Genomic DNA, 19,921 nt, shown 5'->3' on the forward strand with positions numbered 1-19,921 from the left:
GGCTAGTGCGCCTCGCCGTTGCCGGACGATCCGTTGCCGGAGGCCGGCGAACCGTTGCCGTGGGCACGGTCCTGGTACTCCCGCAGCATCGTGAGCTGCTCGTGCTCGCCGTGGTGCAGGGCGTGCTCGAGGGCCAGGCTCTCCTCGACCGGGTCGGCCGTGACGAGGCTGCCGGAACCGGGCTTGCCGGCGGAACCGAGCTTGTTCATCTTCTTCGGGACCGTCGCACCCTGGTACTCGAGCGGGATCGGGTGACCGTGGTCGTCGACCGGGCCGAGCGGCTGGTGGATCTCGATGTACTGACCGTTCGGCATCCGCTTGATGATGCCGGTCTCGATGCCGTGCTCGAGGACCTCACGGTCGCTGCGCTGAAGACCCAGGCAGAACCGGTAGGCGACGAAGAAGGCGATCGGAGGCAGCAGCACCATGCCGATACGGCCGATCCAGGTCATCGCGTTCAGCGAGATGCTCAGGTGGTACGCGATGATGTCGTTGATGCAGGAGATCGTCAGGACGGCGTAGAACGCGATCGCCATCGCACCGATCGCGGTACGCACCGGAACGTCGCGCGGACGCTGCAGCAGGTTGTGGTGAGCATCGTCCTTGGTCAGACGCTTCTCGATCCACGGGTAGGCGATCAGGACCGTGAACACCAGACCCATGATCAACGCGACGGCGAACACCGACGGGATGGTGTAGCGGTCGAACAGGTAGATGTCCCATGCCGGCCACAGACGGGCCAGGCCGTCCGTCCACATCATGTAGATGTCGGGCTGCGAACCTGCCGACACCTGCGACGGGTTGTAGGGGCCGATGGTCCAGACCGGGTTGATCTGCAGCACGCCACCCATGACGGCGAGGACACCGAACGTGATCGCGAAGAACGCACCCGACTTGACGGCGAACACCGGGAGGATCCGGACGCCGACGACGTTGGTCTCCGTGCGGCCGGGGCCGGGGAACTGCGTGTGCTTCTGGTACCAGACGAGCGCGAGGTGACCGGCGATCAGGGCGAGGATGATGCCCGGGAACAGCAGGACGTGCGCGACGTACAGGCGGGGGATGATCAGGTCGCCGGGGAAGTCGCCGCCGAAGATCAGCCAGTGCATCCAGGTGCCTGCGATCGGGATGCTCAACGTGATGCCGGAGAACGCGGCGCGCAGGCCGGTGCCGGACAGCAGGTCGTCGGGGATGGTGTAGCCGAAGAATCCCTCGAACATCGCCAGGATCAGCAGCAGGCAGCCGATGACCCAGTTGGCCTCACGCGGACGCCGGAAGGCGCCGGTGAAGAAGATGCGCAGCAGGTGCACGACGATCGACGCCGCGAACATCAGCGCAGCCCAGTGGTGGATCTGACGGACGAACAGGCCGCCGCGGACCTCGAACGAAATGTTCAGCGTGGTCTCGTACGCGCGGGACATCGTGACGCCGCGCAGGGGCTCGTACGCACCGTTGTAGACGACGTGCGCCATCGACGGGTCGAAGAACAGGGTCAGGTAGACACCGGAGATCAGCAGGATGATGAAGCTGTACAGCGCGATCTCGCCGAGCAGGAACGACCAGTGGGTGGGGAAGACCTTGTTGATCTGCCGCCGCATTCCCGCTGCGAGGTGGTAGCGCGAGTCCATCGCTTCCGCCTGGCCTGTGGCCATCGCGCTCAGTTTGGACGGTTTGTTGTCGGTCACGGTCGACGCTCCCAAAATGCCGGGCCGAGAGCTTCGATGTAGTCACCCGTTGTGACTAGGAAACCCTCTTCGTTCACTGTAATAGGCAACTGCGGAAGTGCACGAGCGGCCGGACCGAAAATCGGCTTTCCGTAGGTCAGCGCATCGAACTGCGACTGGTGGCAGGGGCAGAGGATTCGGTTGGTCTGCTGCTCGTACAGGGAGGTGGGGCAGCCGAGGTGGGTGCAGATCTTCGAGAAGGCGAAGTAGTCGCCGTAGTTGAAGCTCTCCTGGCCCTTGCGCTTGGTGACGTTTGCCGCGTCCTCCGTGCGGAGGCGGATGAGCATGGTCGCGTTACGGATGCCGCGCAGCGCCTCGAGCAGCGCGTCGTGGTCGCCGCGATCGGACTCGCGGAAGGGGAACACCGTTTCCATGGCGCCGGCGTCCAGGTCTTCCGGGCGAACCAGGACGACGTCCTCGGGACGACCGGTGTCGCGGCGCAGGTAGATGGTCTCGCCCTCGTAGCGGGGGGTCCATCCCGACACCCACAGCGGGGAGTCGTCGCGCTTGGCCCACGGGTTCTTGATCAGACCACCGAGGGGCATGACGGACATGATGCCGAGGGCACCGCCGCCGAAGATCAGGGTGCGCTTGAGGAGCTTGCGGCGTCCCAGCGTCGACGTGTCGAACGAGTCGCCGAGTTCCGCGACGATCGTCTTGCGATCGACCTCGGACGATCCACCGTCGTGGCGGTCCTGGATGGACACCTCTTCGGGGATGAACTTCTTGGTGAACTGCACCGCGCCGACACCGAGGCCGAGGATGGCCAGACCCATGGTGAGGCCGATCAGCGGCGTGTACAGGCTGTACGCCGAGTAGTGCTCCTCGCCGGAGCCCGCGTACTCCCAGGGCCAGAAGAGGTAGATCGCGATGAACGCGATCGCGGAGATGCCGGAGAGTGCGAACCAGAACGCGACCGACCGCTCGGCGCGCTTCTCGGCCTTCGTTCCCGGAACCGCCCAGCGGTTGCGGCGGAACGCGACATCGACGTGGTCGAGGTTCGTGCCGAGCTCGACCAGTTCGTCGCGGCTCAGGTTCTCGAGTTCTGCATCCGTGTACTTCTTTGGCGTGGCGCCGCCCGGCTGGCCAGCGTCGCTCATGACCTTGCTCCGATCCACAGTGCTGCACCGACGACAGCGATGATTCCGACGACCCACATGGCCAAGCCCTCGGAGGCGGGACCGATGCCGCCGAGTCCGTAGCCACCGGGCTGCTTCGTCTCGCCCGACGACTTGATGTAGGCGATGATGTCTTTCTTCTCCTCGAGGGTCAGCTGACGATCCGAGAACTTGGGCATGTTCTGCGGACCGGTGACCATCGCGGTGTAGATCTGTTGCTCGTTGGCCGGGTCGAGGACCGGCGCGTACTTACCGGACGACAGCGCACCGCCGCGCCCGGTGAAGTTGTGGCAGGACGCGCAGTTGAGACGGAACAGCTCGCTGCCGCGTCCGATGTCGCCGCCGCGCAGCGAAGACTGGGCGACTTCGCCGTTCTCGTCGCGAATGACCGTGGGGCCGCCGCCGTTGGCCTGGACGTACGCGCCGATGGCGTCCGTCTGCTCGGCGTCGAACTTGACGGGCTTGCGCTCGACCTGGGCCTCGTTGCGCGATGCGGGCATACGTCCCGACGACACCTGGAAGTACACGGCGGCCTCGCCGACACCGATCAGGCTGGGGCCGCGGTCCTGCACACCCTGCAGGTTCGCGCCGTGGCACGTGATGCACGAGGTGTCGTACAACTGCTTGCCCTCGCGGATCAGTGCTGCCTGATCATCGGTGGCGGTGGCCACCTGCGGGGTTGGCGTCAACGCGGACGCGAGGAAACCGGCGCTGACCAGTCCCATCATCAGGACCAGGGCGCCCATGGCGCGCCTGCGGAGCTTCCGCTGGCGGCGTGCCTTGGCGGCAGACGCTGTGGTGTCGGATGCGGGAGGGGGGGATGAACTCATCTGTATCCCTTTGGTATGTCGGGACGGACTGGACGTCAGGGGGCTGCCTGGGGCGTTCAGCTGATCAACGGATGAAATAGATCGTGGCAAACAGGGCGATCCACACGATGTCGACGAAGTGCCAGTAGTACGAGACGACGATGGCGGCGGTGGCCTGGGCGGGCGTGAACTTGCTGACCTTGGTGCGGGCGATCAGGAACACGAACGCGATGAGGCCGCCGATCACGTGCATGCCGTGGAAGCCAGTGGTCATGTAGAAGACCGAGCCGTACACGCTGCTCGAGATGGAGGTGCCCTCTTCGATGAGGTGGATGTACTCGTATCCCTGTCCGAGGACGAAGAAGGTGCCCATCGCCAACGTGAGGAGGTACCACCGGCGGAGGCCGAAGACGTCGCCGCGCTCCGCTGCGAAGACACCCATCTGGCAGGTGAACGACGAGGCGATCAGCACCAGCGTCACCGGCACGGCCAGGAACAGGTTCAGCTCGGTCGGCTCCGGCGGCCAGTTTCCATTCGCCTGCGATCGCGCCACGAAATACATGGCGAAGAGCCCTGCGAAGAACATGAGCTCACTTGACAACCACACGATGGTGCCAACGCTGACCATGTTAGGTCGGTTCAGCGAGTGCACGCGTTGGGTGATTGCTGATCCTGAAGTCCCTACTGCGCTCGTCACAGACAGAAGTATGACGCTTCGTCGTAAGAGACGACTACCCGGGTCCACCCTCGGCGCGCCGAGGCGCCCCGCTTGTCCGATTCTCCCTGCTGACAGCCTGGTCGCGGACCGTGAAAGGGTGGAGTCATGCGCTCTGGAGACAACAGTACGGGGTGGCTGCGGCGACTGTTCGGAAGTCGGAAGCAGACCCCTCTCGATCAGGATCGGCCCGACCTCGTGGTCGTCGCCTCGAGCTTCGACGACGTGGAGGCGTGCTCGACCGCGCTCGACCGTGCCGCCGCCGAGGATCCGCGCTGGGACGCCGACGCGGAAGCAGTACTGCGGCACCACTTGCGGCTGCCTGTGTCCTCGGTGGCCGACGCCGTGTCGATCGCCGCCCAGGACGGGTACCGGCCGCAGCATCCGGGCGGGCAGGCGTCCCCGGCCGAGGACGGTGCGACCGTCGAACTCGTGCTGCAGCGGGTTCAGGTCCTCGATGCCCTGCACTGCTCCCAGGAACGGTCGAGGATGGCCGGGCTGGCCCAGCGGCTCGGGGGCTCGGTCGACGGATGGGACGCGACGCAACCGGCGCGCGAGTCCGATCTGCCCGGTGACTAGGCTGCCAGGGATCGGATCCGCCACTAGTACAAGGGGACACGACGATGCAGAGCCCGACTGCTCAGGGGACCAACGACGGTGTGCTACCTGCGCGCACCTGGCCGTCGGTCCTCGGTGCGCTCACCGACGGACGTGACCTCGCCGTGGACGACGCGAAATGGGCGATGGACGAGATCATGTCGGACAACGCCACGTCCGCGCAGATCGCGGCATTCGGCGTCGCCCTCAAGATGAAAGGCGAGACGCCGGAGGAGTTGCGCGGCCTGGCGGACTCGATGCTCGGGCACGCACGCAAGGTCCCCGTCGACGACGACGTCGTCGACATCGTCGGCACCGGTGGTGACCGATCCAACACGGTGAACATCTCGACGATGGCGTCACTCGTGGTCGCGGCGTCCGGCATCCGCGTCGTCAAGCACGGAAACCGGGCGGCGTCCTCCAAGAGTGGTGGGGCGGACGTTCTCGAGGCGCTCGGCGTCAAGATCAATCTCGGCCCCGACGAGGTGGCCCGCTGCGTGCGGGAGGTCGGCATCGGCTTCTGCTTCGCGCCGGTGTTCCACCCCGCGCTGCGGTTCGCGGGCGCGCCCCGCAAGGAGATCGGCATCCCGACCGTCTTCAACGTGCTCGGACCGCTCACCAACCCGGCTCGTCCGCGGGCCGGCCTCATCGGCTGCGCCTTCCCCGGCCTGATCTCGGTGGTGGCCGGTGTGCTCGCGCAGCGCGGCAATTCGGCGCTGGTGGTGCGCGGCGACGACGGCCTGGACGAATTGACGACGTCGACCACGTCGACCGTCCACATCGTCGCCGACGGGTCGGTGACCACCCGTCAGTTCGACCCCCGCGACATCGGCATCGCGCGGGTGTCGCTCGACGCACTGCGCGGCGGCGACGCCGACGTGAACGCGGCGGTGGCGCGGCGACTCCTCGCGGGTGAGACCGGCCCCGTCCGCGACGCGGTCCTGCTCAACGCCGCGGCGGCGATCGCGGCGTTCCGGGGTCTCGGCGGCCGCACCCTCGAGGAGGGACTGTCGGACGGGCTCTCGACGGCGGCCCAGTCCATCGACAGCGGAGCGGCCGCGACGCTGCTCGGCCGGTGGGCCGAACTCACGTCGGGCCTGGCGACCAGCAAATAGCCGGCGGACCTATTCGCCGATGGAGAAGCCCGCTTCCACGTCGGCGCTGGAGTAGGACTGGAACGCGATGTGCGTCGCCGTCCGCGAGACGCCGTCCACCTTGTTGATTCCCTCGGTGACGACCTCCGCGATCTTCGCGTGGTCCCGGACCCGCACGATCGCAATGAGGTCGACGTCGCCTGCGCAGGAGTAGACCTTGTCGACGCCCTCGATGTCGGCGACGGCCTGAGCGGTCTCCGGGATGCGGTGGGCTTCGGCGTGGATCAGGACGATGGCGTTGATCATGATCGCCAGCCTAAGCGGTGGTCGGCGGAACCCGGTGCGGGTGGTCGGGTCTCGGCGTCCCGTGTCGACGCGCTGCCGGCGCGGGCGAGCGCGCACCACTCGGACCAGGATCCGGCACCCCGTGCGGGCTCACACCACCCCGAGGATGCGCTGACGATCCGGGTGTCGTCCTGGTCGAGCCAGCGCGCGAGCAGTCCGGCCTCCTCGGGGGATGCGCCGCGAAGCGGAGTCGCGTCCGGAACGACGGTTTCGGCGGTGAGGACGAGCGCGTCGACCACCGGCATCGGGTGGATTCCCCGCCGGGCGCAGCCCGCGGACGCGAGACGCCCGGAACGGATCACTGCGAACTCCCAGCCGCCGGTCGCGGCGGGGCGAGCGGCCACGAGCTGATCGAGGGCGGTCAAGGCGGCCAGGCGCTGCATTCTGCGCAATGCGAGGACGACCTCCGCAGTGCGATCCCGCAGCCGCGCGGCGTTCTCGAACAACTCGCCCGCGGCCAGTTCCTCCACCCGTGCGCGCATCCGGTGCAGCGGCGCGTCGTCGGCGCCGCGCAGGAAGAGCCGGAAGAGTTCCGGACCGGGACGGTAGGCGTCCTCCGTGTCGCGGCCGTGGACGGACGCGGGGCAGCGCCCGAGCTCGCGGGGCGGACACTGCGCACCGTGCGCCCGTCCCTTCGGAATCCGGCTCGTGCACGTGCGGAGAACGCAGTACTCGGCGAGGACGTCGGCGACGTCGACGGCGGTCGAGCGGGACCGGAACGGTCCGAGTGAATCGGCGGACGGGGTCCGCACGACCGACAGCCGGGGGAAGGCCTCCGCGGTGAGAGTGATCCACCAGCCGCGCTTCGGGTACTTGGACCGCCGGTTGTACGGCGGCGTGTGGGCGGCGAGCAGCCGGAGCTCGCGCACGCCCGCCTCGAGAGCGTGCGCGCATTCGACGTGGTCGATCCGGGTGGTCAGCGCGACCATCTCCTTCATCCGGCCGCGCGTCTCGGAGCCGGTGAAGTAGTTGCGCACCCGGCGGCGCAGATCCGTCGTCGTGCCGACGTAGAGGACCTCGTCGGACGGCCCGCGGAACAGGTAGACGCCGGGCGAACGGGGGAGATGACTGGCGAGCGTGCGTTTGGCCCGCTGGTGCGAGGAGACGTCGGGTAGGTAGTCGACGAGCTCGGTGAGGCTGTGCACTCCCTGGTTGCCGACCCGGGCGATGAGGGCGTGCAGCACGTCGACGGTGGCGCGGGCGTCGTCGAGGGCCCGGTGGGTCGGGGTGGTCCCGGCGTCGAACAGCCGGGCCAGCGACGACAGTTTCACGGACGGCGCCTCGTCGCGGGTGAGGACCCGCCGGGCCAGTTTGACCGTGCAGAGCACGGTGAACTTGGGCCAGGGGGTGTCGGTGGCCGATGCGGCGGCCTTGAGGAAGCCGGTGTCGAAGGGGGCGTTGTGGGCGACGAGCACCGCCCCGCGTGCGAACTCCAGGAACGCGGGCAGCACGCGCTCGATGCGGGGTGCATCGATCACCATCGCAGTGGTGATGCCCGTGATCTCGACGATGTGCGGCGGGATGGACCGTCCCGGGTCGACCAGGGTGGCCATCTCGGCGATCACCTCGCCGCCGCGGATCTTCACCGCCCCGATCTCGGTGATGGCGTCCTCGCCCGGTCGCGCTCCGGTGGTCTCGAGGTCGACCACCACGAACGTGGTGTCCCGCAGCGGGGTGTCGAGCTCGTCGAATCTCAGCTGTTCGGGTACGCCGGGGACACTCACGGCTCAGAGCGTATGGACGGGCACCGACAGACCCGCCCGGGGAGCCCGGAGAGACGAGGATCACACTGCCCGTTTGCGGGCTGCGGCGGCGGGTGGAGGGGCGGCCGGGCGAGCGACTCGGAACGTGGGTTTCAGGGGCGGGGGGACTGCGGGCTGCGGGTCCGGCGCGCCTGTCGAACAGGGTCCGCGCCACCCCCGTTGAACAGCGGGAATGTGGCGCGAGTCCAGGAAGGGGAGTCGCGGGGCTACGCGAAATCCCCACTCCCGCTGTCGAAAAGCGAACGGAAACATACCGCTTGTTATCCAGTCGTTACCGAATGTGGGTATCGCGCGCCCGCAAACCCCGAAACGGTGCAAACGGACACTTTCCGCGTGTTCCGGTCGACATCGGGGTATTCCATTTCGTAACCTTCCTGAGACCTAGCGGAGTCTCGCAGCCCCAACACCGGGGCAGCATCGCTAGTCACCGCCTAATCGGCCACTCGCGAGAGCGGTCGTACCGGGAACCCAAGTTTCTACTGGGGTGAATCCCGCCGGGACGTCCTCACGCACCGGTGGGTAGGGCTGATCTTCCCAGCCCGAACCCGTCAGCTAACTCGGTCGGCGGATGAATGGAAGAAACGGAGTACCCCTTTCGTGGCGTCACAAGTTTCCAAGCGGAATGTGCGACGGGCAGTCGTCGCCGGCGCGCTCGCAGTCGGAGCGCTCACCGCTACCGCGGCCCCCGCGGCCGCAGACCCCATCACCATCCCCGGTGTCGGAACCTTCGAGATCCCGGGTGTCGTCATCCCGCAGATCCCCGGTGTCCCGAACCTGCCCGTGCCCCCCGCGCCGGGCAGCACCGCAGGCGACAAGGCCGTTCAGGCCGCTCAGACCAAGCTCGGCTCGCCGTACGTCTACGGCGCCGCAGGTCCCAACTCGTTCGACTGCTCCGGCCTGGTGCAGTGGGCGTTCAAGCAGGCCGGACTGAACCTGCCGCGCACCAGCTACGCGCAGGCGGCCGCCGGTACTCCGGTGTCGCAGTCCGATCTCCGCCCCGGCGACGTGATCTCCTTCTACGGCGGCTCGCACTCGGGCATCTACGCCGGCAACGGCAACGTGATCCACGCCTCCACCGAGGGTCAGCCCGTCAAGTTGGCGCCCATCGCGTCCATGCCTTTCGACGGCGCACGCCGCTACTGATCCGACACGAGGCGAGGCATCCACCGAGTCGAGGGCGGGGATGCACGGGGTAGCTTCGCAGGATCTCGCACGACCACCGAGGGTGGGTTCGAATTACAATTCGAACCCACCCTCGATGTCGTTGCGCCCCAGGCAGACAGCGTGTCGTTCGCCCGCCGGGTGGTCCCCGCCACCCCCGTCGTGACATGGGTGGACACAAACGTATGCCATTCCGTAACCTATCCGAGACCTTGCGAAGTCTTGTCGCGCCAACCGGGCGGCAACGCCGGGTCACCACCTCTTCGGCACTCCGCGGTCGCATCGGCCGGGGAAATTCCTGAGCCGCGCATCGGACACCCGACCCGGCTGGTGGAGATCGACGATCGGAGAACCGCATTTCCGTGGCCTCACACAAGATGAAGCGCTCCCTGGGCAGCGTGCTGACAGCCGGAGTGCTGTCGGTGGCGCTCGTGTCGCTGCCCTCGATCCAGGCGGGTGCGGACCCGGTCACCACCAACCCGACCGAGGCGCTGACGAAGCTCGGTGACCTGTCCCGGCAGTCAGAGCAGACGTCGGAGGCCCTCCACAACGCGCAGATCGATCTCGAGGCCAAGCAGTCGGCGCAGCGCGACGCGGACGCCCGGCTCGCGGCGGACCAGGGCGTGCTCGACGAGGCCAACGCGCGAGTCGCCGTCTTCCAGCCCGTGGTGAACAAACTCGCCACCGCCAACTACCAGGGCGCCCGGACCAATCGCCTGTTCGCCGTGATGGTCAGCGACTCACCGCAGCAACTCCTCGATCAGATGTCCGCGCTGGACGCCATCTCCAACGACACCCGCAACCAGGTCGCGCAATTCCAATCGGCCACATCGGACGCCACCAAGGCGGCCGAGGCGTCGAAGCAGTCGGCGGATTCCGCGCGGGCGGCAACCGAACAGGCCAAGGTGGTCAGCGACGACCTGCAGCGCAAGCAGAGCGACCTGCAAGCGCAGATCGCCGACGTGATCAAAGCGTTCGGCGATCTCACCGGCGCCGAACGCGACCAGCTGGCGGGGACGCCCTTCCCGCCCGGCTTCGATCCCAACACGATCCTCGCGCACCTCACTCCCGGCTCGGGCACGAGCGCGCTGCAGGCGGGCATGACCCGCATCGGCGACCCGTACGTGTGGGGCGCCACCGGCCCCGACCAGTTCGACTGCTCCGGGCTCGTCGTCTGGGCGTACAAGCAGATCGGCAAGACGCTCCCGCGGTCCAGTCAGGCTCAGGCCAGCGGCGGCACCCCTGTGTCCCGCGACGAACTCCAGCCCGGCGACGTCGTCCTCTTCTACAACGACGCGTCCCACGTCGGCCTCTACGCAGGAAACGGCAACATTCTCCACGCCTCGACGTTCGGTGTGCCGGTGAAGATCGAGTCGATGGCGAAGTTCCCCTTCTACGGGGCGCGCCGCTACTGACGGCGACCGTCCGGCGACGGCACGCGGGCGTGCTCATACACTCACCGGCGTGCCCGCATCAGACCCGTCTCCCGCAGCGGAGCCGACCTCACGCCGTCAGGCGCGCCCGTGGGAGCTCGCCGCGCTGGCCGGACTCGTCCTCGCCGTCGTCGTCGTACTCGCGCTGACCGGGTTCTCTCACGACGAGCGGGGCGCCGACGGGGCGGTCGGCACCGCGCAGGCCGGCTCGGACTCGCGTGCAGCGGCCGTCCAGGCGCTCCTCGACACGTGGGCGTCGGCCGTGCGGACGAACGACACGGCCCGGCTGTCGGGTCTGATGGATCGGGCGGCGTCGCCGGGCTTCCTGGCCGCGGAGACGCGCCGCGCGAGCAACGTTGCCGGGGTGGAATTCTCGGACTGGGGTTACGAGATCACCGAGAGTCCCGAGACGGTGGTGCCGTCGAGCCTCGTCGACGCGCTCGGGGCGGACGAGGTGTGGGCGCCTGCCGTGCAACTGCGCTACGCGATCGCGGGGGCGGACGAGAACCCCACCCGCAAACCCGTCGCACTCGTCGTCGCCCGGCGCGGCGACAGCTGGGCACTCGTCAGCGACAGTGCCACCGTGGACGGCGAGCGGCGGACCTGGCGCGGACCGTGGGACTTCGGAACCGTCGTGTCGCGACGCGTCGACACCGGCGACGGCCGGACGTCGGTGGTGCTCGGGCATCCCGAGAACGTCGCGATGGTGGACCGGCTGGCGGAGGAACTCCCCGCCGCCGTCGTCAACGCCACCCAGCTGTGGGGTTCGGACTGGGCGGGCCGCGCGCTCGTGTGGGTCGCCGGATCGCAGGACGAGTTCACTGCCCTCGTCGGTCCCGATCACGACGGTTTCGGCATCGCCGCGGTCGCCATCTCGGACGCCGTCGACCCCGACGCCGGCGCGGTCACCGGGCAGCGGATCGTGTTCAGCCCCTCGTCGGCGGAACGGCTCACCGACGTCACCCGGCGGGCGATACTGCGACACGAACTCATCCACGTGGCGGCGCGCGCCGAGACGGTGGACCGCTCACCGATGTGGGTGCTGGAGGGCTACGCCGAGTACGCCGCTTACCGGGGAACCGGTGAGGCCGCACGGCAGATCGCGCCGGCCCTGACCGCGCAGGTGGGCGCGGAGGGTCCGCCGACCGGGTTCCCCGAGAACACCGACTTCTCCGAGTCCGGCGAACGCGGCTCCGTGGCCTACGAGACCGCGTGGTCGATCAACGCGTTCGTCGCGGAGCAGTACGGCGAATCGAAGCTGACGGAGCTGTACCGGACACTGGCCGTGGGGGAGTCCGATCCGGACACGGTCGACGCACGACTGTCCGACGTCCTCGGCGTCGACGCCGAGCAGTTGCGGGACCGCTGGACCGACTGGGTGGGCGCTCACCTGGGGTGACCCTGCGTCGGTGACCGCGCGGCCGACCCCCTACGGTGATCACATGCGCCGAACCCTGTTGGTGACGAACGATTTTCCGCCACGACCCGGCGGAATTCAGTCGTACCTGCACACCTTCGCCAAGCACCTGCCCGCCGACGACCTGGTCGTCTACGCCCCGCGCTGGCGCGGCGACTCGCACATCAAGTTCGATGCGCGGCAACCGTTTCAGGTCGTCCGGCACCCCACCACCCTGATGGTGCCGACACCGTTCGTCGCCCGCCGCGCCACCAGGCTGCTCGCCGAACACGACTGCAACGGCGTCTGGTTCGGCGCAGCGGCCCCGCTCGCCCTGCTCAGTTCGACGCTGCGCCGCGCCGGAGCGGAACGGGTGGTCGCGAGCACCCACGGGCACGAGGTCGGCTGGTCGATGCTCCCCGCCGCCCGCCAGGCCCTCGGCCGGATCGGCGACGACACCGACGTCGTCACGTACGTCAGCCGCTACACCCGCGGCCGATTCGCGTCCGCATTCGGCGCCGGTGCGGCACTCGAGCACCTCCCGCCCGGAGTCGACACCGACCTGTTCACCCCGGACAGCGGGGCGAGGTCCGAACTGCGCGCCCGGTACGGGCTGGGGGACCGCCCGACGATCCTGTGCCTGTCCCGGCTCGTGCCGCGCAAGGGCCAGGACATCCTCATCAGGGCGCTCCCGAACATCCGCGAACACGTCGACGGCGCCGTCCTCGTGATCGTCGGCGGCGGACCCTACGAGGACCGCCTGCGCTCCCTCGCCCGCTCGGCCGGCGTCGAGGACCACGTCGTGTTCACGGGAACGGTGCCGTCCGCGGAGCTGGCGGCGCACCACACGATCGCCGACGTGTTCGCGATGCCCTGCCGCACGCGGGGCGCGGGACTCGACGTGGAAGGCCTCGGCATCGTGTTCCTCGAGGCGTCGGCCTCCGGTGTCCCGGTCATCGCCGGACAGTCCGGCGGCGCCCCGGAAACGGTGCGGCAGAACGAAACCGGGATGGTCGTGGACGGCACGTCGGTGGCCGAGGTCGCGCGATCGGTGATCGCGGTGCTGTCCGATCGCGACCGGGCGGCGGCGATGGGCGCGGCCGGCCGGGACTGGGTCAAGGCGCAGTGGCGTTGGGACGTGCTCGCCGCGAAGCTGCAGTCCCTCCTGGCGTGACCGCCCCGTGAGTACTTCTCAACCGCGGGCGGTTAACAAGTACTTACGAGCGCCGGAGGCGCACTACTTGGCGTAGAGGGCGGCGATGTCGTCGGCGAAGCTGTCGTGCACCACGCTGCGCTTGAGCTTCATCGTCGGCGTGAGCTCCCCGGTTTCCTCCGTGAAGTCGACGGGCAGGACCCGGAACTTCTTGATGGCCTCCGCGTGCGACACGAGCTTGTTGGCCTCGGCGACGGCCTCGTCGATCTCGGCCGTGAGGTCGGCGTCGGCGAGCAGATCCGCGACCGTCGTACCCGCGGGCTTGCCGTTGCGCTCGTTCCACGCGGGCAGTGCGTCGGCGTCGATGGTGATGAGCGCGCCGATGAACGGCTGCTGGTCGCCGACGAGGATGGCCTGGCTGATCAGCGGGTGGGCGCGCAGGTGATCCTCGAGCTGGGCGGGGGAGACGTTCTTGCCGCCCGCTGTGACGATGATCTCCTTCTTGCGGCCGGTGATGGTGATGTAGCCGTCCGCGTCGACCGACCCGAGGTCGCCGGTGTGGAACCAGCCGTTCTCGATCGCATCGGCGGTCGCGTTCTCGTTGCGCCAGTAGCCGCCGAAGACGACCGGCCCCGACAACAGGATCTCGCCGTCCTCGGCGATGCGAACGGAATTGCCGGCAAGGGGTTTGCCGACCGACCCGACCTTCTGCTCGCCGATCGTGTTGACGGCGAACGCCGCGGACGTCTCGGTGAGGCCGTAGCCCTCGTAGATGGTGATGCCGATGCCGCGGAAGAAGTGGCCGAGGCGCGCACCGAGCGGAGCGCCGCCGGAGATCGCCAGCTGGCACTTGCCGCCGAGCGCGGCCCGCAGCTTCGAGAACACCAGCTTGTCGAACAGTGCGTGCTTGGCTTTGAGGACCAGTCCCGGGCCGCCGTTGTCCTGCGCCTCGCTCCACGCGATGGCCGTCTCGGCGGCGGCGTCGAAGATCTTGCCCTTGCCCTCGCCGTGGGCCTTGGCGCGGGCGCTGTTGTATACCTTCTCGAACACCCGCGGCACCGACAGGATGAAGTCGGGACGGAACTCACCGAACGTGGGCACGAGGTTCGGGATGTCGCTGGTGTGTCCGAGTGCGGCGCCGGCGTCGAACGAGGCGATGCTGACGGCACGCGCCAGGACGTGCGCCATCGGCAGGAACATCAGGGTGCTGACGCCGGGCGTCTTCAGGAGGGTGCCGAGACTGGAATCGAGGATGCCCTTCGACTCGGCGATGAGGTTGGCGTGGGTGAGTTGGCAGCCCTTGGGTCTGCCGGTGGTGCCGGACGTGTAGATGAGGGTGGCCGGATCACTGGACTTCAGCGCGGCGACGCGGGTCCGGACCTCGGAGTCGGGAACGTCGGTGCCCCGTTCGGTCAGTTCCGCGACGACGCCGCGATCATTTTCCGACGCCTCGATCCGGTAGACGCCGCGGAGCGTGGTGGCCTCGGCGGCCACGGACTTGACCGTGGCGGCGTGCGCCGCGTTCTCGACGACGAGGTCGATCGCGGCGGAGTCCTCGAGAATCCAGCGGACCTGCTCGGCGGAGGACGTCTCGTAGATCGGGACGGTGACGCCGCCTGCCGCCCAGATGGCGAAGTCGAGCAGCGGCCACTCGTACCGGGTGGCCGACATCAGGGCCACCCGGTCGCCCTGCTGGACGCCGATGGCGATGAGTCCCTTGGCCACCGCGGTGACCTGCGCGGCGAACTCGGCGGCCGTGACGTCGGTCCACCGTCCGTCGATCTTGCGCTTGTACACGACCAGCGTCGGGTGGGCCGCGGCATGGGCGAACACCGAGTCGACCGCGGACGCGTCCTCCGCGATCGTGAACGACTGTGGCGCGCTGAACTCGGGCACGAAAACCTCCGACACTGAAAATACTGACGAGTAGGATTGCGTTCCCAACTTTAGACCTTCTCCCGAAGGCTCCGCCTCCTGGCCGAACACGGGTGGTCAGAGGCCTGCTCGCGGGGCACCGCGGAACCCATCCGATGGCCATATGTGAAGCTTGTCGCCGTGAGCAGCATTCAGGTCGCAGACCAGACGTTCATCGCGGCCCCACCGCAGCAGGTCGCGGCGGCGATCGCGCAGCCTGCCCGCTGGCGCCGGTGGTGGCCCGACCTCACCCTCGCCGTCCGCGAGGACCGCGCCGAGAAGGGCATCCGCTGGACCGTGGCCGGACCCCTCACCGGAACGATGGAAGTATGGCTCGAGCCGGTGCTGGACGGAGCGATCGTGCACTACTTCCTCCACGCCGAACCGGCGCGCAGCGAGGCCGCCCCGGATCTGGCCGCCCTCAACCGTCGCAGGCGCGTCGAGGGCAAGGTGATGTCTTTCGAGGTGAAGAAGGAACTCGAGGCCGGTCGCGCAGCGGGAGAACCGCCGTCCTGAACCCGTTCCGGCCGTCGCGGCGGGGTCGGCATTGTGTCCGGGCGCCGGAATCGTGTGTGATAGTCGGGCACCACACAGACATACGGAACCGGTAACGGCGTGGCCCCGCGATCGAGAGCGGGTCGGCCAGGCGAAAGGAAGCGTTCACTCCATGCCCGAGAGGACCAAGAGGTCGATCAGTATCGAGGCGCCGCCCGCCCGGGTGATGGATGTGATCGCCGACTTCGACGCATACCCCGCGTGGGTGGCGGCCGCGAAATCCGTCGAGGTCATGGAACCCGGGACGAACGGCCGCGCCGACCGGGTGCGTTTCGTGCTCGACGCGGGCATGGTCAAGGACACGTACGTCCTCCGTTACGACTGGGCGCCCGACGGCAAGTCGGTCAGCTGGGAACTCGAGTCCGGTGAGATCCAGAAGTCGCAGTTCGGTTCGTACGTCCTCGAGGACGAGCCGGACGGCGGCACCACCGTCACGTACGAGCTCACCGTCGACCTCACCATTCCGATGATCGGCCTGTTCAAGCGCAAGGCGGAGAAGGCGATCACCGACACCGCGCTCAAGGAACTCAAGAAGCGGGTGGAAGGCTGAGCAGCGAGGGCCGTGCCGGACCTGCGCGGGTCCAGTTCTTCGTGGGGAAGGGGGGCGTCGGCAAGACGACGCTCGCGGCCGCGACGGCACAGGCGGCGGCCGAGTCCGGCAACCGGACGCTCCTCGTCTCGCTCGACCAGGCGCACTCCCTCGCCGATGTGGTCGGCATCGCCGCCGCCCGCGACGTCGTGTCCGTGACCGACACCCTCGACGTCCTCGAACTCGACACCCTCACGTTGCTCGAGAACAGATTCCGCAGCCTGGCAGCGGTTCTCGCGGCCGCAGGCACGCACGACCACGGTGCCCAGTTGTCGGCGCTCGAACCGGAGGAACTGACCGGGCTTCCCGGCGTGCAAGACGTGCTCGGGCTGGGCGAGATCGTCCGGTTCGCCACCGAGGGCGACTACGACGCCGTCGTGGTCGACTGCCCGCCCACCGCGGATTGCCTCCGGACATTGGCCGCGCCCGCGATGACACTGGAGTACCTCGAACGGGTGTGGCCGCAGCACCGCCGCATCGCCGCGCTGCTGGGTTCCGACCCCCGGCTCGTCATGCTGGTGACGCTGATCGAACAGGTCGTCTCCGCGGTCGGCGAGGTCCGGGAGCTGCTCGCGAACCGCGCGAAAACCACTGTGCGACTGGTGACGACACCGGAGCGGGTGGTTCTGACGGAGACCCGGCGCACCGTCGCGGTGGCCGCACTGTCCGGGCTGCGCATCGACGCCATCCTCGTGAACAACCTTCTGCCGCACTTCGATTCGCCGGCAGGACACGATGATCCCGGTGTGGCATGGTTGATCAGGCGACGAGCGCTGCAGCAGCGGGTGCTCGCCGAGCTGACCGCCTCTGCGGGCACCACGGTGATCCTCTCGGTCACCCGGTCGGTGACGGAGCCGGTAGGGTGGGCCGATCTCGGCGGTATCGCCCGGGAGTTGTATGCCGACGACACGGACGCGGTTGCGGTGTTGGGGAAGAACCCGCCTGCGGTGCGGGTGGGGCTGGAATCGGGGGCCGGTGTGGATTCTGTGTACACGATGCGGATGTATCTGCCGCTCGTGAACCCGTCGACCCTCACGTTGGGTCGAGTGGAGGACGACCTGGTCGTGGGAGCGGAAGGGGTGCGCCGCCGGGTGCGCCTCGCCTCGGTCCTGCGCCGGTGCGTCGTCGCGGGCGCAGAACTCGACGGAAGCGATCTGGTCGTCCGCTTCACGCCCGACCCTCAGGTGTGGCCGGTATGAACGACGACCACGCGCAGTTGCTGGCGGAACTGCGGACGTTGGCCGAGACCGCCCTGGACCGTCTCGAGCCGATCCTCCAGCGCGCGGCGGCGCCGCACCCCCCGGCGGACGCTGCGGGGGAGCCTGCCGGCGCCGGCCAGTGGTCGGGATGCACGTGGTGCCCGGTGTGCGCGCTCGCGGCCCTGATCCGCGGCGAACAGCACGACCTCGTGACCCTGCTCGCCGGCCAGGCGTCCGTGCTCATCGCCGTGCTGCGGCAGATCCTCGACGAGCACACCGATCACGACCCTTCGGGCCCCGGTGCTCCGGAACCGGGTCCGGGCGACGGCGGTTCGAACACCGAACCCGACGGCGGTCCGGCGTTCGAACCGATCACCATCACGTTCAAGCGCTGACGGCGCCTGCCGCAGGCGGGATCGGCGGACTCCTGCACGTCGGCGATCCGGCATGGGCACAATCATCTTCATGAGCACAGGCACGGGCAGCGATCGCACCCCCGGCTCGGCGCTGACCATCGGCATCGACGTGGGTGGAACGAGCATCCGTGCGTCGGTGGTCGACTCGGACGGCGAGGTGCTCGACTCGCTCCAGTCGCCGACCCCGGCGTCGGCGACGGCCCTGGAGAACGGCCTGGACCGGGCGGTGCGGGAACTGTCGGCGCGGCACGACGTCGCCGCGGTGGGGCTGGCGGTCGCCGGGTTCATCACCCCCGACCGCACGACGGTGCGGTTCGCGCCGCATCTGCCGTGGGTCGGGGCGCCCGTCGGCCGGGATCTGGGGGAGCGCCTCGGTCTGCCCGTGATCCTCGAGCACGACGTGAACGCCGCGGCGTGGGCCGAGCACCGGTTCGGTGCGGCCGCCGGCGGCCGGAACGTGGTGATGCTCGCGATCGGCACGGGCATCGGGGCGGCGCTCCTCGCGGACGGCCGGCTGTACCGCGGCAGCCACGGCGTCGCACCCGAACTCGGGCACATCCAGGTCGTGCCCGACGGTCGCGCCTGCGCGTGCGGCAAGCACGGCTGCTGGGAGCGGTACTGCAGCGGGACGGCGCTCGTCGACACCGCGATCGAACGTCTCGCCGCGGACCCGGCGACGTCGACCGTCCTCGCGCGGGAGGTGGCCGTCGATCCCGGGGTGCTGACGGGCAGGCGGATCGCAGGCGCCGCACAGGACGGCGACCCGCTCGCCCTGGAGACGATGCGGGACTTCGCCCGGTGGCTCGGGGTCGGCCTGGCTCTCATCGGTGACGTGTACGACCCGGATCTCGTCGTGATCGCCGGCGGAGTCGCCAGTTCCTCCGCACTGTTCATCGACGAGGCCCGCGAGCACTACGCGGCGCTGACGACGGGCGCCGGGCACCGGCCGCTGGCCCGGATCCGACCGACCCAGCTGGGGGAGGCGGCGGGCATGATCGGGGCGGCCGAACTCGCGCGGGCGGTCCTGCCCGATCGGGTGGGTTGACGCCCGGCCTACCTCTGTAAACCCGCAGAGTGTGATGTTGTGCGGGCCTCCCCGCCGTGTGTAGCGACCCTCACCCACCCGAAGTAGAGTCGAGCCGAACGAAGCTTGGGTTGTGAACGGGAGGGACGCCATGTGGTACTGGCTCTTCAAGTACGTGTTTTTGGGGCCGGTTCTCTGGGGGTTGGGCAGACCGACCGTGGAGGGTACGGAGAACATTCCGGCGGAGGGCGGCGCCATTCTGGCGAGTAACCATCAGGCCGTGCTGGATTCGTTCTTCCTGCCGCTGCGTGTGCCGCGGAGGATCACTTTTCTCGCCAAGAGCGAGTATTTCACCGGGACGGGACTCAAGGGCGCGTTCCAGCGCTGGTTCTTCTCGGTGGTCGGCCAGGTGCCGATCGACCGGACCGGCGCAGACGCCGCGCAGGACGCACTGAACGCCGGACTGCGCGTCCTCTCGCAGGGCAAGCTGCTCGGCATCTACCCGGAGGGCACCCGGTCGCCCGACGGTCGCCTGTACAAGGGCAAGACGGGTCTGGCGCGCATGGCGCTCGAGTCCGGTGTGAAGGTCATCCCGGTCGCGATGATCGGAACGGAGAAGGTCAACCCGATCGGCTCCCGCGTGTGGCGTCCCGCGAAGGTCACCATCCGTGTCGGCGAGCCCATCGACTTCTCGCGCTTCGAGGGGATGGGTGGCAACCGGTTCGTCGAGCGCGCTGTCACCGACGAGGTCATGTACAAGCTGATGAAGCTGTCGGGTCAGGAATACGTCGACATCTACGCGGCCTCGTTGAAGAAGAAGGCCCTCGCCGCGGACGGCTCCGCGCCGGTGGCCGGCGTGGCACCGGCGAGCGATGCGAGCACCGTCACGCGACTGCCGGACACCCGGGCGAGCTGA

The 19,921-nt window shown here is 68.7% G+C and carries 19 protein-coding genes and 1 riboswitch; of the genes, 12 read left to right on the forward strand and 7 right to left on the reverse strand.

The window, feature by feature from the left end; translation table 11 throughout:
- Nucleotides 1-2 precede the first annotated feature (2 nt).
- From qcrB to ctaE, 4 genes are all read right to left on the reverse strand, one after another.
- Nucleotides 3-1,652 carry a cytochrome bc1 complex cytochrome b subunit gene (gene qcrB, locus JWS13_RS40545; RefSeq protein ID WP_206011912.1) on the reverse strand — a complete coding sequence of 550 codons (1,650 nt, stop codon included), beginning with the start codon at nucleotides 1,650-1,652 and terminating at the stop codon, nucleotides 3-5.
- A gap of 29 nt (nucleotides 1,653-1,681) precedes the next feature.
- Nucleotides 1,682-2,824 (reverse strand): cytochrome bc1 complex Rieske iron-sulfur subunit, encoded by a 1,143-nt coding sequence (gene qcrA, locus JWS13_RS40550; protein ID WP_124389931.1) that lies wholly within the window; start codon nucleotides 2,822-2,824, stop codon nucleotides 1,682-1,684.
- Nucleotides 2,821-3,672 (reverse strand): cytochrome bc1 complex diheme cytochrome c subunit, encoded by an 852-nt coding sequence (gene qcrC / locus JWS13_RS40555; protein WP_192581720.1) that lies wholly within the window; start codon nucleotides 3,670-3,672, stop codon nucleotides 2,821-2,823. Before qcrC ends, qcrA begins: the two co-directional genes overlap by 4 nt.
- A gap of 64 nt (nucleotides 3,673-3,736) precedes the next feature.
- Nucleotides 3,737-4,348: an aa3-type cytochrome oxidase subunit III gene (gene ctaE / locus JWS13_RS40560; protein WP_087556213.1), complete on the reverse strand. Its 612-nt coding sequence runs from the start codon at nucleotides 4,346-4,348 to the stop codon at nucleotides 3,737-3,739.
- Between the two features lie 126 nt (nucleotides 4,349-4,474).
- On the opposite strand from ctaE, the gene JWS13_RS40565 reads away from it, so the two are divergent.
- Both JWS13_RS40565 and trpD read left to right on the forward strand, forming a co-directional pair.
- On the forward strand, nucleotides 4,475-4,945 hold the full coding sequence (locus JWS13_RS40565; RefSeq protein ID WP_206010808.1) for a hypothetical protein: 471 nt from the start codon (nucleotides 4,475-4,477) through the stop codon (nucleotides 4,943-4,945).
- A gap of 44 nt (nucleotides 4,946-4,989) precedes the next feature.
- Nucleotides 4,990-6,078: an anthranilate phosphoribosyltransferase gene (gene trpD / locus JWS13_RS40570; protein ID WP_206010809.1), complete on the forward strand. Its 1,089-nt coding sequence runs from the start codon at nucleotides 4,990-4,992 to the stop codon at nucleotides 6,076-6,078.
- 9 nt (nucleotides 6,079-6,087) lie between these two features.
- Here the strand turns inward: trpD and JWS13_RS40575 are convergent, their stop codons facing one another.
- Nucleotides 6,088-6,363, reverse strand: coding sequence for an Lrp/AsnC family transcriptional regulator (locus JWS13_RS40575; RefSeq protein ID WP_005247708.1), 276 nt, complete (start codon nucleotides 6,361-6,363; stop codon nucleotides 6,088-6,090).
- On the reverse strand, nucleotides 6,360-8,126 hold the full coding sequence (locus tag JWS13_RS40580; protein WP_206010810.1) for a DEDD exonuclease domain-containing protein: 1,767 nt from the start codon (nucleotides 8,124-8,126) through the stop codon (nucleotides 6,360-6,362). The genes JWS13_RS40575 and JWS13_RS40580 overlap by 4 nt, the downstream gene beginning before the upstream one ends.
- Nucleotides 8,127-8,583: 457 nt before the next feature.
- A riboswitch (cyclic di-AMP (ydaO/yuaA leader) is annotated at nucleotides 8,584-8,748 on the forward strand.
- A gap of 14 nt (nucleotides 8,749-8,762) precedes the next feature.
- On the opposite strand from JWS13_RS40580, the gene JWS13_RS40585 reads away from it, so the two are divergent.
- From JWS13_RS40585 to JWS13_RS40600, 4 genes are all read left to right on the forward strand, one after another.
- Nucleotides 8,763-9,308, forward strand: a complete 546-nt coding sequence (locus tag JWS13_RS40585; RefSeq protein WP_206010811.1) for an NlpC/P60 family protein — start codon at nucleotides 8,763-8,765, stop codon at nucleotides 9,306-9,308.
- 380 nt (nucleotides 9,309-9,688) lie between these two features.
- Nucleotides 9,689-10,741 carry a C40 family peptidase gene (locus JWS13_RS40590; RefSeq protein ID WP_124389935.1) on the forward strand — a complete coding sequence of 351 codons (1,053 nt, stop codon included), beginning with the start codon at nucleotides 9,689-9,691 and terminating at the stop codon, nucleotides 10,739-10,741.
- Between the two features lie 49 nt (nucleotides 10,742-10,790).
- Nucleotides 10,791-12,158, forward strand: coding sequence for a peptidase MA family metallohydrolase (locus tag JWS13_RS40595; protein ID WP_206010812.1), 1,368 nt, complete (start codon nucleotides 10,791-10,793; stop codon nucleotides 12,156-12,158).
- Nucleotides 12,159-12,201: 43 nt separating this feature from the next.
- On the forward strand, nucleotides 12,202-13,329 hold the full coding sequence (locus tag JWS13_RS40600; RefSeq protein WP_206010813.1) for a glycosyltransferase family 4 protein: 1,128 nt from the start codon (nucleotides 12,202-12,204) through the stop codon (nucleotides 13,327-13,329).
- 63 nt (nucleotides 13,330-13,392) lie between these two features.
- On the opposite strand, the gene JWS13_RS40605 is transcribed toward JWS13_RS40600, so the two are convergent.
- On the reverse strand, nucleotides 13,393-15,204 hold the full coding sequence (locus tag JWS13_RS40605) for an AMP-dependent synthetase/ligase (RefSeq protein WP_206010814.1): 1,812 nt from the start codon (nucleotides 15,202-15,204) through the stop codon (nucleotides 13,393-13,395).
- 159 nt (nucleotides 15,205-15,363) lie between these two features.
- Between JWS13_RS40605 and JWS13_RS40610 the strand changes: the two genes are divergently transcribed.
- The 6 genes from JWS13_RS40610 (at nucleotide 15,364) to JWS13_RS40635 (ending at nucleotide 19,921) form a co-directional block, all read left to right on the forward strand.
- Nucleotides 15,364-15,738, forward strand: a complete 375-nt coding sequence (locus JWS13_RS40610; protein WP_124389939.1) for a polyketide cyclase / dehydrase and lipid transport — start codon at nucleotides 15,364-15,366, stop codon at nucleotides 15,736-15,738.
- 151 nt (nucleotides 15,739-15,889) lie between these two features.
- Nucleotides 15,890-16,327 carry an SRPBCC family protein gene (locus tag JWS13_RS40615; protein ID WP_124389940.1) on the forward strand — a complete coding sequence of 146 codons (438 nt, stop codon included), beginning with the start codon at nucleotides 15,890-15,892 and terminating at the stop codon, nucleotides 16,325-16,327.
- On the forward strand, nucleotides 16,324-17,565 hold the full coding sequence (locus JWS13_RS40620; RefSeq protein ID WP_206011913.1) for an ArsA family ATPase: 1,242 nt from the start codon (nucleotides 16,324-16,326) through the stop codon (nucleotides 17,563-17,565). Before JWS13_RS40615 ends, JWS13_RS40620 begins: the two co-directional genes overlap by 4 nt.
- Entirely contained in the window at nucleotides 17,562-17,960 is a 399-nt protein-coding gene (locus JWS13_RS40625) for a hypothetical protein (RefSeq protein ID WP_206010815.1), read from the forward strand. The genes JWS13_RS40620 and JWS13_RS40625 overlap by 4 nt, the downstream gene beginning before the upstream one ends.
- Nucleotides 17,961-18,012: 52 nt before the next feature.
- Entirely contained in the window at nucleotides 18,013-19,026 is a 1,014-nt protein-coding gene (locus JWS13_RS40630) for an ROK family protein (protein WP_206010816.1), read from the forward strand.
- 130 nt (nucleotides 19,027-19,156) lie between these two features.
- Nucleotides 19,157-19,921 carry a lysophospholipid acyltransferase family protein gene (locus JWS13_RS40635; protein WP_206010817.1) on the forward strand — a complete coding sequence of 255 codons (765 nt, stop codon included), beginning with the start codon at nucleotides 19,157-19,159 and terminating at the stop codon, nucleotides 19,919-19,921.

The organism is Rhodococcus pseudokoreensis (assembly GCF_017068395.1).
GTDB lineage: Bacteria > Actinomycetota > Actinomycetes > Mycobacteriales > Mycobacteriaceae > Rhodococcus_F > Rhodococcus_F pseudokoreensis.